Origin of the sequence: Pseudomonas sp. 3-2 (assembly GCF_019710535.1) — a bacterium.
Lineage (GTDB): Bacteria > Pseudomonadota > Gammaproteobacteria > Pseudomonadales > Pseudomonadaceae > Aquipseudomonas > Aquipseudomonas pharyngis.
In genome coordinates this window covers 2595635-2612288 of record NZ_CP081200.1, presented here as the reverse complement: position 1 = coordinate 2612288, position 16654 = coordinate 2595635, and the positions used below count along the sequence as shown (strand labels likewise).

Sequence of the window (16654 nt, the reverse complement as noted above, 5' to 3'; positions counted from 1 at the left end):
TGTGTTTTGATGCAGCCCGCAAAACCGTTGGACTACACTGCGACAGCCAACCTGCGCGCCCGGTTAACGTTAGTCGAATGTCCAGAACCCTGTTGTCACTCGTCGCATTGATCCTCGCCGTGTACTTGATCCTGTGCGCGGCGCTGTTCGTGTTTCAGCGGGCGCTGATTTATTTTCCGCAGCCCGCCAGCCTCGACTCACCGGAGTCACGGTTGACGCTGGCCATGCCCGACGCCGAGATCCGCGTGACAGTGCGCGAGCGCGCCGGGCCCAGAGCACTGATCTATTTCGGCGGCAATGCCGAGGATGTTTCGCGCAATCTGCCGGAGTTTTCCGAGGCATTTCCTGACTATTCGTTGTATTTGCTGCATTACCGGGGATTTGGCGGCAGCGGCGGCTCGCCGTCCGAAGAAGCGATCGCCGAGGATGCGCTGGCGCTGTTCGATCAGGTGTATGCCAGTCATACGCAGGTCGCGCTGCTGGGGCGCAGCCTCGGTTCCGGCGTCGCGGTGCGGCTGGCCAGCCAGCGACCGGTGGAACGGTTACTTCTGGTCACGCCCTACAACAGCCTCGAAGAAATCGCCGCCCGTCAATACCCGTGGGTGCCGGTGCAGTGGTTGCTCAAGGATCGTTTCCGGTCCGGCCAGTACGCGGCGCATATCCGCGTGCCGACGCTGCTGCTGGCGGCGAGCGATGACCAGGTGATTCCACGGGCCAGCACCGAGCGCTTGCTGCACAGTTTTCCCGACGGTGTGGCCACGCTCAAAGTGGTGGCGGACGCGGCGCACAATTCGATTTCCGAACGGCCGCAATATCTGCAATGGATGCAGGATGTGTTGAATCGCTGAGCACTTCGTCGGCAGCCGTAGAAACCCGGCGTCGCCTCGTGAACCAAGTGCAAAAAGGCCAGTCCTACCCGCGCCGCGTTCTGCGGTTCACTTTCCTTCAGCCTTGTTTTTGTTCAGAGCTTTGCGTCCCATGCGCCACGCCGTTCGTTCGTCTCGCTTCGTTTCGCTGTGCCTGTTGATCCTTTCTCCCCTGCTCGCCCCCTCTGCCCACGCCGGTGCCGAGCGGCAACTGGTGGCCGCCATCAACGACTACCGCGCCCATCCGCAACGATGTGACCGACGTCCGGCCCAACGGCTGGCGCCGCTGACACTGAAGTCGAACCTGGCGTTGCCGGTCGGCTATGGCTACGGCGGTGGATTGCGCGAACGATTGAAAGATTCCGGCTACGCAGCCGTGGCGGTGCGCAGCATCCGGATTGTCGGCGCGCAGGACGCCGAAGAGGCCTTCGATCTGCTGCAAAGCGATTACTGCGGCGCGCTGCTAGACGGTCAATACGCCGACATCGGCATCAGCCGCGCCCGCAGCGAATGGCAAGTGGTGCTGGCCCGGCCGGTGCTTGACAGCCGCGTCGGCGACAACCGCAGCGTCGGCAAGGCCTTGCTGGCCGAGGTCAACGCCGCCCGCGCCCGACCGCGAATGTGTGGTCGCCAGCGCTTCGCCGCCGCCCGGCCCTTGAGCTGGAATCCGGCGCTCGGAGCCGCCGCCCAGGGGCACAGCAAGGCCATGGCCTACGGCAACTACTTCGCTCACCGCGACCCGGATGGCGACGGCCCGGCAGATCGCGCCCGGGCGGCCGGCTACCGTGGCCGGCAGATCGGCGAAAACATCGCTGCAGGGCAAAGCTCACCGGGCAAGGCCATGGCCGGCTGGCTAGCCAGCCCCGGACACTGCGCCAACCTGATGAACCCGATGTTCACCCAGGTCGGCGCCGGGTTTGCCAGTGAGGCGCGCAGTGATGAAGGGGTTTACTGGACGATGCTGTTCGGGGCGCCTTGATCCGGTGTTATCCGAAAACGTTGAAGAGCGCTGCAAGTCGCAACTCGACGGCTGATCGTCAGACCGGAGAAATCGTGGCAAGAACGCCAATCATGATGGTCAACACAAGAAAGCCGCCGAGGAAAATCGCCATCTTAGCCATGAAGGCCTCCTGAATACTCAATGTCCGGCGCACCGGGCGCTTCGGAATGAAGCGCGTCGCGTATGGCCGAACGGCAGGGCCATTTTGGGCCCGTGGCTGAGATGGTTACAGATGCAGATTCGACAGGAAAAAGCGGATCAGATGGATCGGGCTGACGCATGGGTCGATATTCAGATCGGGACAGAGGGTTTCCATTGCGCCGCTTTGATCTAGAGTCATGGGCGCCGCGCCAAAAACAACAAAAAATACAGGAGTGAAACCATGTCCGACCTGAACCTGCACCCCAAAGCCGCCGAATCCCTGAATCGCTGGCACGAGATGATCCGCACCGGCAACCTCAAGGCCCTGCCCGAACTGCTCGATCCCAAAGCGGTTTTCCGCTCGCCGATGGCCCACACGCCGTACCCGGGCGCCCCCGTGGTCTCGATGATCCTTAATACCGTGTTCGACGTGTTTGAAGACTTCAAATACCACCGTGAACTGGCGACGGCGGATGGCTTGAATGTGGTGCTGGAATTCAGCGCCAAAGTGGGGACGAAAGAGCTCAAGGGCATTGACATGATCCGCTTCGATGAACAGGGCAAGATCGTCGAGTTCGAGGTAATGGTGCGGCCGCTGAGTGGGTTGCAGGCGTTGGGCGAAGAGATGGGACGGCGGTTGGGAGCTTATCTGGCGGCCGCCAAGGCCTGAAACCCGGACACAAAAAAGCCCACTGACCGTCACCGGTTCAGTGGGCTTCGTGTGTCTGGCGTCTAGTTACAGAGCCATGTCACGTGCAGCGCTTTCTTTCGGAGCCGGAGCTTTTTCAGCCGAGGCGTCCGCCGCTGGAGCTGCAACCTGGCCAATCACCGGAGGGGTTGGCAGTTGCAGGATCTTGGCGGTGTAGGCCCACTCTTCAGCCACTTTGGCTGGATCGTTGTTCAGCTGGGTGCCGTAGCTTGGAACGATCTGGTGCAGCTTGGCTTGCCACTCAGGGCTGGCGACTTTGTCTTTGAAGACTTTCTGCAGCACGCTCAGCATGATCGGCGCAGCGGTCGATGCGCCTGGGGATGCGCCCAGCAGACCGGCGATGGAGCCGTCCTTGGAAGCAACGATTTCGGTGCCCAGTTTCAGCACGCCGCCAGCGGCTTCATCACGCTTGATGATTTGCACGCGCTGGCCGGCTTGCCACAGGCGCCAGTCTTCGGCTTTGGCGTTCGGGAAGTATTCCTTCAGCGCGTTCAGACGGTCTTCATCCGACAGCATCAGTTGACCGGCCAGGTACTCGACCAGCGGGTATTCCTTGATGCCGACCCGGGTCATAGGCCAGATGTTGTGGGTGGTGGTGCTGGTCAGCAGGTCCAGGTACGAACCTTCTTTCAGGAACTTGGTGCTGAAAGTCGCGAACGGGCCAAACAGGATGACGCGCTTGCCGTCCAGGACACGGGTGTCCAGGTGCGGAACGGACATCGGAGGCGCGCCAACCGAAGCTTTACCGTAGGCCTTGGCCAGGTGCTGTTCGGCGATGGCCGGGTTATCGGTCACCAGGAACGAGCCGCCTACCGGGAAGCCAGCGTATTCCTTGGCTTCTTCGATACCGGACTTCTGCAGCAGGTGCAGGGCACCGCCGCCGGCGCCGATGAACACGAACTTGGCGTCGGTTTCAGTCTTGGTGCCGTCTTTCAGATTCTTGTAGCTGACGCGCCAGGTGCCATCGGCATTCTTGGTGATGTCTTGCACTTCGCTCGACAGCTTCAAGTTGAAGTTGGGCTTGGTCTGCAGGTAACCGGCGAACTGGCGGGTGATTTCGCCGAAGTTCATGTCGGTACCCAGCGGGCTCCAGGTGGCCGCGATTTTCTGGTTCGGGTCACGCCCTTCCATCATCAGCGGAACCCACTTCTTGATCACAGCCGGGTCTTCGGAGTACTGCATGCCGGCGAACAGCGGGCTCGCTTGCAGGGCTTCGTAGCGCTTTTTCAGGAACTTGATGTTGTCATCGCCCCACACGAAGCTCATGTGCGGAGTGGTGTTGATGAACGAACGAGGGTCCTTCAGGACGCCTTGACGAACCTGCCAGGCCCAGAACTGACGGGAGACCTGGAACGCTTCGTTGATCTCGACGGCTTTCGGGATGGTGACATTGCCCTTGTCGTCTTCCGGGGTGTAGTTCAGCTCGGCGAGCGCCGAGTGACCGGTACCGGCGTTGTTCCAGCCGTTGGAGCTTTCCAGGGCGACGCCATCGAGGCGCTCGACCATTTCCATCGACCAGGTCGGTTCCAGCTCATTGATCCACACACCCAGGGTGGTGCTCATGATGCCGCCGCCGATCAGCAGGACGTCGACTTTCTTTGCTTCCTCGGCATTGGCGGAAGACATCCCCATCGCCAAAGCCAGCCCCAGCAAGGCTGTGTTCACTTTTTTAAACATCCGTTGCACCTATGATAAAACGCCTTCCGCCCGCCGCTGTTGTATGTATGAGGTCCCCTCTTTCGCGACACTCAGGCCAGCGTCGCAGGTTCCGGCACACTTCAATTTTGACGGGTGGGCACACAAGGCCGACAGGCAGTGTCGACCTCAGTTATATGTCCCTTCTGAACTGACTTCTTATCATTATTGGCTTCAGCTACTTGAGCGACAGGGTTCTGCCTGGCCCGCCGAAAAGCGCACCAGACTGAATTGGGTCAAAACAAGTGGCGCGAAGAATATCACGTCATGGCAAACCCGCGCGTCTGTTCGCGACCGGATAGTTTTCGATTGGTTCCTCAAGCGCTTTCAAACGCGGTCCTCTTCCTGATAAGTTGTACGACGACTGACAAACGATCCAGTCGTTCCGAAACCTACAACAACAAGGAATACCCATGAACAAAACCAGATTGCTGCTCGTTCTCGCCTGCCTCTTCAGCGGTTACGTCGCCGCCGCCCCGGCGGAACAGGACGTCGCCCAGGCCGTCGACCACCTGACCCAAGCGATGTTGCACAAGGACATCGCCGAACTGAACGCCCTGACCGCCGACAACCTCACCTACGGCCACTCCAGCGGCAAGATCCAGGACAAGAAAGCCTTCATCGCCGATATCGAAACCGGCAAGAGCGCGTTCAAGACCCTGGAGATGCAAAACCAGACCATCACCCTGTCCGGGGACACCGCGCTGGTACGCCATCACTTTTCGGCGCAGGCCCTCAAAGGCACCGAAGTCGTGCCGACGGAAATCGAGAACTTCCAGATCTGGCAGAAGCAGGCTGGCAAGTGGTTGCTGGTGGGGCGTCAGGCGTACAAGTTCTGATGCATGAGTTCTGCCGCCAATGCGGCGGCAGAGCCTGCTCTCACAACCGAAACCGATCCACCGACTGCGCCAGCCGCCCCGCCAGACTCGACAGCTCATCCGTGGTATTGGCCGTCTGACCGATCACCTTGCTGTTGCCCTCCGACATGCCCGCGATCATTTCCACCTGATGGGCGATCTCGTTGCTCGCCTGACTCTGTTCGCCAATCGTGCGGGTGATGTCGTTGACCAGTTGCGTGGTGCTCAGGGTGGCGTCGAGGATTTCGCGGATGGCGCGCTCGACGTCGGCGGTGACCGCCATGCCTTTGTCGACCTGGGCGACGCCCGCCTCCATGCTGCTGACGGCCTCGCGGGTGCTGTTCTGGATGCGCGCGACCATCGCGGCGATTTCCTGAGTTGACGCACTGGTGCGCGCAGCCAGACTGCGCACCTCATCGGCCACCACCGCAAAGCCCCTGCCCTGCTCGCCCGCCCGGGCTGCCTCGATGGCTGCGTTGAGCGCCAGCAGATTGGTCTGGTCGGCGATGCTCTTGATCACCTGGATGATGTTGAAAATGCCTTCGGACTCCTGATCGAGGGTGCGGATCACTTGCGCCGATTGCTGGGCGGAACGGGCGATGTCGTCCATGTCGCTGACCACCTGATGGATCACCTGTCCGCCATTCTTCGCCAGTGACTCGGCCTGGCTGGCCATGTCCAGTGCACGCTCGGCGTGCCGGGTGATTTCCTCGATGCTGGCGGTCATCTGGCTCGCGGCGGCGGCCATGGTGCCGGCGGCGGTGCTTTGCTGCTGACTGCTGTCGGCCACCTGATGGCAGCCGTGGCTCAGTTGCTCACTCATGCCGCTGACGCCGTGGGCGTTGCGTCGCACCACGTCGATCATGTCCCGCAGGTCGCGCTGCATCGTGGCCAGCGTGCGGATCAGCGCACTGGCTTCGTCCTTGCCGGACGGTTCGGCGATCGGCTCGCTGAGGTTGCCGTGAGCAATGCTTTCGGCGATGCGGCTGGCGGATTTCAGCGGACCCATGATGCTCAGGATCACCCACCGGCCCTGGGCCAACAGCAGCAACAGACTGGCGACCAGGACAATGCCGAGGGCGATATTGGCATTGTGGATCGCCGCCTCGGTGCCTTCGCTGGTGTGTCGGGTATTGGTTTCGATCAGCTCGCTGAGAGCAGCCATCTGTTCTTCGAGCTGGCTGAACGCGGTATTGAAGGTCCCCAGTTGCTGCTGGGCGCTGTCCGGATTTTCCAGTGCAAGACCGACGATCTGCTCGCCGGCGCTGATGTAGGTGTCGAGGCTGGGCTTGATCTGTTCCAGCGCGGACTTGATCGTGGGATTGACCGGCAGCTTGAGGTTTTCACCCAGCACCTCGCGAAAATGCGCCGCATGCTCTTCGACCGAACTGCGCACCTCGTCCGCCGAACTGGTGCTTTTGCCCAGCCCCACCAGCATCGCCGAATACACGTCCGCGCGCAGGGCATCGTGCATCATGTCGGCTTCCATGTGGTTGCGCAGCGCGCTCATGCTGACCCCGTTATCACTGACCGCCGAAGCCATCCGCTGATTGCCCACATAACTGACCAGGCTCACAATCAGCGCCGTCAGCAAGCTGGTCGCAATCAGCAACACCAAACGCAGTTTGATCGACACCGTGATTTCCTCCCAGGTCGCGCCACGCGGCGCCATTCAACGCTTCAGTTAAGCCTATTTCCATGAACCCGTTGCGTTAGAGCGTCTCAGCGTGTGTCGTTACATCCGGTAAAAATGCCGCACTGTGCGACGGTTCTCATTCCGCCCCCTACCGCCTGAGCCGACTTACGGAACTCCCGTGCCCGCCGACACCTCTCACATTATGTGGTACTTCCTTTTCGCTTTACGCTGCTGGAGGAACACCGTTATGCGTCGTTTACTACTGGTTTCGTCTCTTATGCTGTGCCTGCCTTTCGGGTCGGCTTTCGCCCGCGTGGATGCGGGGGATGTCGCCACTTCGGCCGGCGTTTCCGCCTCGCTGTATTCCACGTTCAAGGATCACAAAATGGTGATTCCGGCCCGTGACGATTTGTCGGCATTCGTCGCCAGCGGCGGAACGATCCGTGGCGTGTACCTGGAATCGGTACTGCAGCAGGTGCGTCAGGACAATCCTGGCCTGAACGCCAGCGATGAAGAGCTGGCCAACGCCATCCTGGTTCAGTACGAAGGTCTGTCGCAGTAACCACGGCAAGTTCGATGATGGTGGCTGACGGACTTGCCACCGTTACGCCCTGCCGATGGACGGCTGGCGAACGACCATGGGCAAAACCGTCGAACGGCCTCTATGATGGAGGCCATGACGATTTCCGCCTCACTCCGCTCCCCTTGCCCGCCGGGTCTGTGCATCTGCGGGCGTGATCCGCTGCTGGATACGCCCGGCGCGGATGTGCGCATCCTGTTGCTGACCCGCGAGGAAGAAAAGCGTCTTCTCGAGCGACTGGAAAACCTCAAAGACCTCGCCGACCTCCAGCGGCTGCAAGGCAAGATGTTCGATCAGCTAGGCATTCGTGTGCTGATCGCCCCAAAGTTCGGTGAAGTGCGGACTGTGCGAGGCGGCATCGAAATCGAGGTCGAAGAGCTTCCAGGGCTCTGCCGCAAAACCCGAAAAACCATCCCGGCCGCCATCCGCCGTGGCCTGGAAAACAATCCGCAAGTCGCCTTCGATCTGCTCAACGCCCACGACTTGCTGCGCGACACCTGATCATTTCTTCATGCCCACCCGCTTGCGCATCTCGGCCGTGATGCTCTGCCGGGTTTTCTTCAGATCCGCCCAAGGTTCATCCCCCACTTCCGCCAGCCGTTCGTGAACATTGCGCACGTTCCATTGATCGGCGCCTTTGATCTCGCCGACCTCTTCCCGAAACAGCGGCACCGACACCGGCAGCCCTTCACGGGTACGCGCCGCGTAGGCGCAAATGGTGGTGGCGCCCAAGCCGTTGCGCAGGTAATCGATGAAGATCCGCCCTACGCGATTTTTCGGCCCGGACACCGCAGAAAAACGCTCCGGCAACAATTTCGCCATGTGCGTGACGATGGCGTGACTGAAATCCTTGACCTCGTCCCAGCCATGCTTGCGGGTCAGCGGCACCACCAGATGAATGCCCTTGCCGCCGCTGGTCTTGAGGAACGCCTTGAGGCCCAGTTCATCCAGCACGGTCAGGGTCAGCGCTGTGGCTTCGACCATGCTTTTCCACGGCAGCGCCGGGTCCGGGTCGAGGTCGAGGACAAAGCGGTCGGGCTTGTCCAGATCGGTGGTGGTGGCGTTCCAGGTGTGCAGTTCGACCGTGCTCATCTGCACCGCGCCGATCAAGGCTTCGGCGTTGTTGATCAGCATCACCGGCTGGCCGGTCAGTTCCTTGTCCAGCGTGCGGATGCCGGGGATCGCCAGGTTCTCGGCGTTTTTCTGGAAGAACAGCTCACCGGCGATACCGTCCGGCGCGCGCACCAGCGCTACCGGGCGGTCCTTGAGCTGCGGCAGAATCCATTCGGCGACGCTGGCGTAATACTCGGCCAGCTGCATCTTGGTGGTGCCACTGCTGGCATCGATCACCCGGTCGGGATGAGTGATCCGCACCTTGCCGTCGGCCAGGCCGGATTGCGACGGTGCAGTAGATTCAGTCTTTGAAGTCTTCATGGGTTTGGCGCGCTCCTCGGTGATGTCCTTGGCCGGTTTGTCCTCGCGCAAGCCATGGAACACGGCGTGACGCGCCGAGCCGTCCTGGGTCATTTCGGCAAACGCTACTTCCGCCAGCAGACTCGGCTTGAGCCAGTGCACACCCTTGGCCTCGAACCCCGTGGGCGGGTTGGCCACTGCCGGTTTTTTCACTCGCAACGGTTTCAACTGCGCGAGGATGCTCTTGAGGGTGGTTTCATTGAATCCCGTGCCGACCTTGCCGGCGTACCGCAACTCGCCGCTGTCACGATCATGCAGACCCAGCAGCAACGCGCCGAACGAACTGCGCGCGCCTTTCGGATCGGTATAGCCGACGATCACGAATTCCTGGCGATGCTTGCACTTGAGCTTGATCCAGTCGCTACTGCGGCGCGACACGTAAGACGAGCCGAGGCGTTTACCGATCAGGCCTTCCATGCGCATCTGGCAGGCGCTGTTGAGCAAGGCCTGCGGGGTTTCGTCGAACGCTTCGGAGAAACGCAGCAGCGGGTCTTGATGGGTTTTCAGAACAGTGGCCAGCGCTGCGCGCCGTTCCTCCACGGGCACCTCGCGCAGGTCGACACCGTTCAGATACGGCAGATCAAACAGGTAATAGACGATGTTTTCGCTGCGTCCCGAATCGAACGCGTTTTGCAGGGCCTGAAAGTCCGGCACGCCGTCCGCGTCGGCGACCACCATCTCACCATCCAGCCACGCCGACTCCAAGCCCAGCGCCGCCAGGGCTTGCGCCTGTTTCGGCAATTTGTGCGTCCAGTCATGGCCATTGCGGGTGAACAACTGCACCTGGTCCTGATCGATACGCGCCATGATTCGATAGCCGTCGAACTTGATTTCGTATTGCCAATCCCCTTCCGGCGCGCTCTCCACCAGAGTCGCCAGTTGAGGTTTCAACTGCGCCGGGATACTCGCCTTGTGGGCGCCAGTGAGTTTGCCCGAAGCTGGCTTGCGCGGTGCTTTCGCCGGGCCTTTCAGTGGTTTGACCTGCTTCGCACTGAGCCGGGGTTTGTCGACGATCGTGCGCTCGCTGAGCACGCTGTCGGGCTCGGCGACCAGCACGTCGTAATCGCTTTGCGGGCGTGCGGCGCTGTCCTGATGCTTGATCAGAAACCACTGCTCTTTCTTGCCCGGCATGTGGGTGCGCACCAGGTTCCATACCCCGGCGAGCTTCTCGCCGCGCAGTTCGAATTTGAGCTTGCCCTTGGCGTAGGCTTTCTCCGGGTCTTCCAGCGGAATCCACACGCCGCGATCCCAGACGATCACATCGCCGGCACCGTAATGCCCTTCGGGAATGCTGCCCTCGAACGTCGCGTAGTCCAGTGGGTGATCCTCGACGTGCACCGCCAGCCGCTTGACCTTGGGATCCAGCGACGGGCCCTTGGGCACCGCCCAGCTCTTGAGCGCGCCGTCGAGTTCCAGGCGAAAGTCATAATGCAGGTGCGAGGCGTCATGCTTCTGGATGCAGAATTGCAAAGCCTGCTCACCGCCGGGCTTCTTGCCCCGCCGGTGGTCGGCTGCCGGCTCGGATGTCGCCGAGAAGTCGCGCATCCGGTTGTAGTCGTCGAGATTCCTGCTCATCCTGCACCTGCCTTGTTTCAACCTGTTCGAGTCACCGTCAGCGCGACCACGGCAATCCGGTCGACGCGCTGATAGCCGGGATTCAGCAACTCTTCGCCGAACACATCGGGATCGAGTTCGCGGTAGGTCCAGCCGAACCGTTTTTCATCCAGCCGTGGCAATACCGTGTCGAGGAAAGGATCGCGGCCATCGACCATCGCCACGCCGGTGTACAGCAGCAGCGAACCACCGGGGGTCAGGTGATTGAGCGCCTGTTCGACGATGCGCAACGACAGCCCCGCCCCCAGCGTCCCACCGCCATGGCGGTAAGCTCGTCCGGCCGGATCGGCCATGTACGGCGGGTTGGCGACGATCAGGTCGAATTCACCATCGACGCCTTGCAGTACATCACTGGCGCGCACCTCGACGTTGGCCACTTCGGCCAGCGCCGCGTTGATCGTGGTCAGGCGCAGCGCAGCGGGGTTGATATCCACCGCCAGCACTTGCGCTTCGCGCCGGGCACGGCCAATCAGGATTGCGCCAACGCCGGCGCCACAACCGATGTCTACCGCCCGGTGAATAGGCGCAAAGTTCTGCTGCAAATGGCTGTGGATCAGTTGGGCAAAGCGATAGGTATCCGGGCCGAAGAACACCGAATCGGCGGCATCCGTGGGAAACCCCGAATGCACGAACAGCAAGTCATCCAAGCTCGACCAGCGCACCCGGCTCTTCAAGCGCCCGTCGAACGCATCAATCACCTGGGCGTCCTGCAATTGTCGCTGTTCATCGGCAGACAGCAGGCCCGGTTCGAACGGGCGCGACCATCCGAACACATCCCGCAGGCAATCGGCGGCCTGCCCTTCGTCGCGCTGGTTGACCCGTTGATGGGTCAGCGGCGTCGGAGTGATGAAACGATAGCCGTCAGCCTGCAGGCGCCTCCCCAGTTGCAGCAGCACCAGATCGTTGGCGGACAGTTGTTCTTCCTGATTCATTGATGATTTCCTTAACGCAGACCGGATTTGAGTTGAATGAAATGGCGAGTGGCAAGCAGCCCGGCCGGATGCGCGTGCCGGGCCGGCGCGAGCCAAGGGATCAACGTTGCGAACCTGGTGTGTGCGTCCTGCCCTTGCAGTGCCGCATTCAGGCGTTGCACATCGGGGTCCTGCTCGGGCACCTCAATCGGCGCGGGGACTGAGGGGCGGCGGCGGAACGCGACGGGTTTATCCGCAGAAATCCAGTCACCGGCAATCCAGTCGTGCACCAGTTGTTTTTCATAGGCGCTGAACACGCCGAACATCGCCGCGCCATCGCCATCGATCAATTGCCAGAAGCGGCTGCCCTGTGGATCTTCGTGGCGCTTGATCCAGCCCTTGTCCTGCATGGCCTGCAGGAACCCGGACAGCTGCTGCGGATCGGCCAGCCACTGATTGACGGTCTTGCCTTCGAAGCGGCAATAGTCGGAGTGCATGTGTTGAGCGAACGGACACTTGCGTTCAAGCATCGCCAACAGTTCGCGCTCCAGATCGAACTCCTCGATGATTGCGCGGCTACCCTGCCCCAGGTCATTGAGCCGATAGCCCAGCGATACCCGGCGCAGGAAATCGCGGCGATCAGCCTCCAGAGGCAGCAGATCCAGAACGGCCTGAACGGCTTTTTGCGCATGACCGGTGCTGGCATTGTCGATGGTCACGTGCAGAGTGAAGTAGTAAGGATCGATCCCCAGTTCACTGAGCTCGTAACTGCTGATCAACAGGTGCAAGGGCAGTTGTTCGTAGCCAAGGTTGTAACCGATCACCTCCGGCAAAAAATCCATGCCGCCGGCACCCAGGGCCAACTGCAGCGCGCCTTGCAGATAGCGCTCGTCGGGCAGTGGACTGCTCGGCTCGAGGCCCTGTTCGGCGAGCAGCTGGCGGTAGATCACGACGTGGTTCTGGGCCGGATTGCCCTCGCCCAGTTCTTCCAGATAAGTGCTGATCAGGCTGCTGAAGCGCGGATCGCGCCACTGTCCGAGCAAGCCGTAGAGCCAGGCGCCATCGACCAGTTTGGTCGGCGCCACCGCTTGCAGGAAATACAGCGCATGAGCCTTGCAACTGAAGAACTGCCGCGCGCCTCCAGCCTTGCGTTGTTGCAGGTAGTCGGCGTATTGCCGGGCGACATCGGCACAGTGCTCGGCCACCCAGGCATGCCACTGCGCGGGGTTCGATGGCAGCTCATCCTCCAACTGCGCGGCTTGCAGCAGTTGATCTTCCAGAAAGGCACGCGCCAGCGGCTGCGGATGTTCCTCGGATAAAAGTGCTTCATGGATACGCCGCAACTCAGTCAGAGAGTCGAGCGGACGCGATGGGGCGGGGCCAGCTTGCAGGTGAGTCAGGACAGTCATGGCAATATTCTCGATCGATTGGCAGGACGCTCAGTCACTCGCCTCTAATGAAGCAGAGAGGCTTGGCGCGTCAAAAATTCAATCGGCTTGAAAATTGCCCTGACGGACGGAGCCTTCGGCTCGCTCCTTGCTTGAACGGAACGGTCGAAGGCTGTGAGGTGAGAGGGTCAGGCCATGCCTTTGGCCTGCTGTTCGAGGTGAACCTGCAACTCGGGGTCGATCTGCAACGCCGCCGCCAGTTCATCCAGATAATTGCGCTCGGCGTCCTGCTGATCGTCCACCAGCATCACGCTGGCCAGGTACATCTCGGCGGCCATGGCTGGATCGTTCTGTGCCGCCTGCGCCACTTCGGTGGGATCCAGCGGTTTGGCGACCTCGTCGTCGAGCCATTGCTGCAGGTTCGGGTCATCGGTGTGCTTGCCGATTTCACTGCTGATGAGGTGTTTTTCCGACTCGTCGATCCGCCCGTCAGCCTTGGCCGCCGCGATCAACGCACGCAGAACGGCGTGGCTGTGCTCTTCGACTTGCGGGCCGGACAACAGGTCCGCAGTCTGCGGAGTTTGCTGCGGCGCGGCGGACGCCTGGCTGCGTTGCCAGGCTTGATACGCTTGGAAAGCCATCATGCCCAGCGAAGCCAGTGCCGCGTAGTTGGTGCCGCCGGAACGACGCGGCGTACCGCCACCCAGCGCCCCGCCACCGCCGAGCAATCCGCCAAACAGCCCGCCCAGGCCACCCAGCCCTCCGGCAGGAGAACCGCCGCCACTGCCGCCGCCCAGCAGACCGCCGAGCAACCCGCCCAGCCCACCCGCTCCCCCGCCGGCCGACGCGCCACCTTGTTGTCCCGCCGAGGCCTGGCCTCGCAGCAGTTGTTCGAGCAGATCGCTGGTGTTCATGACATCGTCCTCAGGCAAAGGGGTATGACTGCGTCAGGCAACGATAGTCCTCCTGATGCGTTGCGCCAGCACCGTTGGGCTGACGTGGCCATGGGCGAGTGATTCTCCAGAGAAATTTTTCCCCGGCCAGCTAATCTTCACGAATGGGTGAACCTTGACCCGGCCCGACCGGTCGATAGCTGCAACCCCGACCCGGTTGGTCGCCACCCTTGCTGCCCAAGGGTTTACGCGGCTTGCTGCACTTTCTGGAGAACGCCTTCGTGATATCGACCGTCCACATCGCCAGGCTCAAGGCCTGGGGCGCCCATGGTTTCACCGCGACCGGCGTGGTCACCGCCTTCCTGGCCACCCTTGCCCTGTTGGAAAACCAGCCGATCCACTGCCTGATGTGGCTGGGCGTGGCGCTGATCGTCGACGGCCTCGACGGAGCGCTGGCGCGCAAGGTCAACGTGCAGTCGGTGCTGCCGAGTTTCGACGGATCGATCCTCGATCTGGTGATCGACTACCTGACCTACGTGTTCATCCCGGCGCTGTTCATCTATCGCTACATTCCCCTGCCCGACTACACCCTGCTGCTGACCGTGTCGCTGATTCTGGTGTCGTCGCTGTTCTGCTTCTGCAACGTCAACATGAAGAGCAAGGACAACTACTTCGTCGGTTTCCCCGCCGCCTGGAACGTGGTTGCGTTGTGTCTGTACATCATCGATCCGGGGCCGTGGCTCACCTTCCTGACGGTGATTGGCCTGGCGCTGCTGACCGTGACCCGCATGAAGTTCCTCCACCCGTTCCGGGTACGCCGGTTCATGCCGATCAACATTGCGGTGACGGCGATCTGGCTGTTGTGCAGCCTGTCGCTGGTGCTGAATCACCCGGTGATCAACCCGCTGGTGATGGGCTTGTGGTTGCTGGCGTCGGCATACTTTCTCGGCATCTGCATCTGGCGCACGGCGCTGGAGTGGTTTGACAGCGCGCATCTGAAATAGAAGCCCTGTCGGGATCCCTGTGGGAGCGAGCAGGCTCGCTCCCACAGTTGTTTTGCATGACGCTCAGCGTTTGGTTATCACCACCTCCAGATACTCACTCGGCACCACCATCGATTCCGCCCCCGCCCGGTTCAGCCCGTCGATCAGTAGCGTCAGATCCGTCTCCAGCGCCTGCCCGCTCTCCGGCGGCAACGCCGCGAACGCCTTGTGTACCGGGCCGTACCAGTGGCGAAACACATCAATGAAATGCGCCGCCGAGCGATAGCGGAAGTTGAAGTGGCGCCGAGTCACCTGCAACTGAAACTGGCGATCGTCGAAATGCGAATGCAGCCAGGCTTCCGCGCCCCAGTTCGAGGGCGGTTGCGCAACGGGTGGCGGTGGTAGGTAGCGGCCGAGGGTCTTGAACATCTGGCCGACGAAGCCTTCTGGCGTCCAGTTGGCCAGGCCGATCCGTCCGCCCCGGCGACAGACCCGCGCCAGCTCCTTGGCCGCTTTCGCCTGATCCGGGGCGAACATCACGCCGAACGTCGACAGCACTGCGTCAAAACTGGAATCGGCAAACGGCAGCGCTTCGGCATCGGCGACCTGAAAGGTCACCTCCAGATGCTCGGCGCGCGCCCGGTCCTGGCCGCGTTCCAGCAACGCCGCGACATAGTCGGTGGACGTCACCAGACAACCACGGCGTGCCGCCGCCAGCGTGGCATTGCCGTTGCCGGCGGCGACATCCAGCACTTCTTCATCGCAGCGCAGGTCGCAGGCTTCGGCGAGGGTTTCGCCGACGATTTGCAGCGTGGTGCCGATCACGGCGTAGTCGCCACTGGCCCAGGCGACTTTCTGGCGTTCCTTCAGGGCAGTGAGATCAATGGGGGTACTCATGAATGGGTGCTCCACGGCAGAAGGGTCAAACGTCACTCGGCGGTCGTCGGGTCGATGATGCTCGTCACCCGGGACACGCTGTTGGCCGGAAATCCCCCTTGCCTTGCGTGTTCGCGCACCAGTTCCTCGTTGGGTGCGATGTACACGCAATAGATCTTGTCGGCAGTCACATAACTCTGCAGCCACTGCACCTCTGGCCCGAGTTCACGCAGCACGTTGCAGGACGTTTGCGATACGGCCTTGAGTTCTTGCTCCGATAGCTTTCCGGCTCCTGGAATCTCGCGTTCAATCACGAACTTCGGCATGGCAACCTCGCATTCTTTTTATGGATGTCAGAGCCGTTGGCGGCCCTGCTCGCCCACTATCGCGCGGGCGCTGTCCGGCGTCCCTGCCAATCGTCCGGAGAGCCCGTAAAACCGGGCATTGGCCGATGAATGGCGGGATTTTGTAAAGGCCCCGAAACACTGTCGGGGGGTTGCCAACGCTCCGGCTGATCGGCTCTCATGCAGGCCCTCACCGGAACGGAATTCGATCATGTCCTTGCGCCTCGAATGGCTCGCCGATCACCTGCAGCACAGCGACACTTACGCGGCGTGGATCCACCGCCAGTTTCACTACGAATATGCCGAGCAACCTTTGGCCGAATGGCAGCGCGAATTTGCCGAGGGCCAGACCAATGGCGACTGGCGTTGCCTGATTGCGCTGGACGGAGATCGACTGCTGGGCGGTGCGGCACTGGCCCGGGCGGATCTGGCCCTTCGACCGGATCTCGGACCGTGGCTGGCCTGTGTGCTGGTCAGCCCCGAATCACGCGGTCAGGGTCTGGCAGCAAGGCTGATCGAGGGAATTGCTGAGGAGGCGAAAAAACGGGGCCTGCCGCGTTTCTATCTGCACACCCAGAGCAAACAGGACTATTACGCCAAACGCGGCTGGACGGTGCTGGAGCGTTTTCACGCCTGGGGTAACGAACAATGGCTCATGGTGCGCGACCTGTGAGCCATTGAGTTTCGC

The 16654-nt window shown here is 61.5% G+C and carries 16 protein-coding genes; 8 read left to right on the top strand and 8 right to left on the bottom strand.

What is annotated here, in order from left to right; genetic code table 11:
* Nucleotides 1-77 precede the first annotated feature (77 nt).
* The 3 genes from K3819_RS11890 (at nucleotide 78) to K3819_RS11880 (ending at nucleotide 2677) form a co-directional block, all read left to right on the top strand.
* A complete protein-coding gene (locus tag K3819_RS11890; protein ID WP_085613012.1) occupies nucleotides 78-848 on the top strand; it encodes an alpha/beta hydrolase in 771 nt (256 codons plus the stop codon).
* A gap of 130 nt (nucleotides 849-978) precedes the next feature.
* The gene (locus K3819_RS11885) at nucleotides 979-1845 is read left to right on the top strand and encodes a CAP domain-containing protein (RefSeq protein ID WP_085613011.1); all 867 of its coding nucleotides are present in this window, start codon (nucleotides 979-981) and stop codon (nucleotides 1843-1845) included.
* A gap of 403 nt (nucleotides 1846-2248) precedes the next feature.
* Complete coding sequence (locus tag K3819_RS11880; RefSeq protein ID WP_221399368.1) at nucleotides 2249-2677, top strand: nuclear transport factor 2 family protein; 429 nt, start codon at nucleotides 2249-2251, stop codon at nucleotides 2675-2677.
* A 66-nt stretch (nucleotides 2678-2743) separates the two neighbouring features.
* Here the strand turns inward: K3819_RS11880 and mqo are convergent, their stop codons facing one another.
* Nucleotides 2744-4393 carry a malate dehydrogenase (quinone) gene (mqo, locus tag K3819_RS11875; RefSeq protein WP_064595368.1) on the bottom strand — a complete coding sequence of 550 codons (1650 nt, stop codon included), beginning with the start codon at nucleotides 4391-4393 and terminating at the stop codon, nucleotides 2744-2746.
* Between the two features lie 431 nt (nucleotides 4394-4824).
* On the opposite strand from mqo, the gene K3819_RS11870 reads away from it, so the two are divergent.
* Complete coding sequence (locus K3819_RS11870; RefSeq protein ID WP_221399367.1) at nucleotides 4825-5250, top strand: nuclear transport factor 2 family protein; 426 nt, start codon at nucleotides 4825-4827, stop codon at nucleotides 5248-5250.
* A 40-nt stretch (nucleotides 5251-5290) separates the two neighbouring features.
* On the opposite strand, the gene K3819_RS11865 is transcribed toward K3819_RS11870, so the two are convergent.
* On the bottom strand, nucleotides 5291-6904 hold the full coding sequence (locus K3819_RS11865) for a methyl-accepting chemotaxis protein (protein ID WP_221399682.1): 1614 nt from the start codon (nucleotides 6902-6904) through the stop codon (nucleotides 5291-5293).
* Between the two features lie 247 nt (nucleotides 6905-7151).
* Here K3819_RS11865 and K3819_RS11860 point away from each other — a divergent pair, with 247 nt between their 5' ends.
* Complete coding sequence (locus K3819_RS11860; RefSeq protein WP_011333537.1) at nucleotides 7152-7466, top strand: DUF2388 domain-containing protein; 315 nt, start codon at nucleotides 7152-7154, stop codon at nucleotides 7464-7466.
* Nucleotides 7467-7580: 114 nt separating this feature from the next.
* Nucleotides 7581-7985, top strand: a complete 405-nt coding sequence (locus tag K3819_RS11855) for a hypothetical protein (RefSeq protein WP_200889809.1) — start codon at nucleotides 7581-7583, stop codon at nucleotides 7983-7985.
* Here the strand turns inward: K3819_RS11855 and ligD are convergent, their stop codons facing one another.
* From ligD to K3819_RS11835, 4 genes are all read right to left on the bottom strand, one after another.
* Complete coding sequence (ligD, locus tag K3819_RS11850) at nucleotides 7986-10532, bottom strand: DNA ligase D (protein ID WP_221399366.1); 2547 nt, start codon at nucleotides 10530-10532, stop codon at nucleotides 7986-7988. It abuts the gene before it with no gap.
* Nucleotides 10533-10549: 17 nt separating this feature from the next.
* Nucleotides 10550-11503 carry a methyltransferase gene (locus tag K3819_RS11845; protein ID WP_039770963.1) on the bottom strand — a complete coding sequence of 318 codons (954 nt, stop codon included), beginning with the start codon at nucleotides 11501-11503 and terminating at the stop codon, nucleotides 10550-10552.
* Between the two features lie 11 nt (nucleotides 11504-11514).
* The gene (locus K3819_RS11840) at nucleotides 11515-12891 is read right to left on the bottom strand and encodes an iron-containing redox enzyme family protein (RefSeq protein WP_221399365.1); all 1377 of its coding nucleotides are present in this window, start codon (nucleotides 12889-12891) and stop codon (nucleotides 11515-11517) included.
* 167 nt (nucleotides 12892-13058) lie between these two features.
* Nucleotides 13059-13784 (bottom strand): tellurite resistance TerB family protein, encoded by a 726-nt coding sequence (locus tag K3819_RS11835; RefSeq protein WP_221399364.1) that lies wholly within the window; start codon nucleotides 13782-13784, stop codon nucleotides 13059-13061.
* A 260-nt stretch (nucleotides 13785-14044) separates the two neighbouring features.
* Between K3819_RS11835 and pcsA the strand changes: the two genes are divergently transcribed.
* Nucleotides 14045-14767, top strand: a complete 723-nt coding sequence (pcsA, locus tag K3819_RS11830; protein WP_039767868.1) for a phosphatidylcholine synthase — start codon at nucleotides 14045-14047, stop codon at nucleotides 14765-14767.
* 63 nt (nucleotides 14768-14830) lie between these two features.
* On the opposite strand, the gene K3819_RS11825 is transcribed toward pcsA, so the two are convergent.
* Both K3819_RS11825 and K3819_RS11820 read right to left on the bottom strand, forming a co-directional pair.
* Nucleotides 14831-15643 carry a class I SAM-dependent methyltransferase gene (locus K3819_RS11825; protein WP_103387128.1) on the bottom strand — a complete coding sequence of 271 codons (813 nt, stop codon included), beginning with the start codon at nucleotides 15641-15643 and terminating at the stop codon, nucleotides 14831-14833.
* 32 nt (nucleotides 15644-15675) lie between these two features.
* Nucleotides 15676-15948 (bottom strand): DUF4242 domain-containing protein, encoded by a 273-nt coding sequence (locus K3819_RS11820; RefSeq protein WP_064595343.1) that lies wholly within the window; start codon nucleotides 15946-15948, stop codon nucleotides 15676-15678.
* A gap of 229 nt (nucleotides 15949-16177) precedes the next feature.
* Between K3819_RS11820 and K3819_RS11815 the strand changes: the two genes are divergently transcribed.
* Entirely contained in the window at nucleotides 16178-16639 is a 462-nt protein-coding gene (locus tag K3819_RS11815; protein ID WP_085613546.1) for a GNAT family N-acetyltransferase, read from the top strand.
* The last annotated feature ends 15 nt before the right edge of the window (nucleotides 16640-16654 follow it).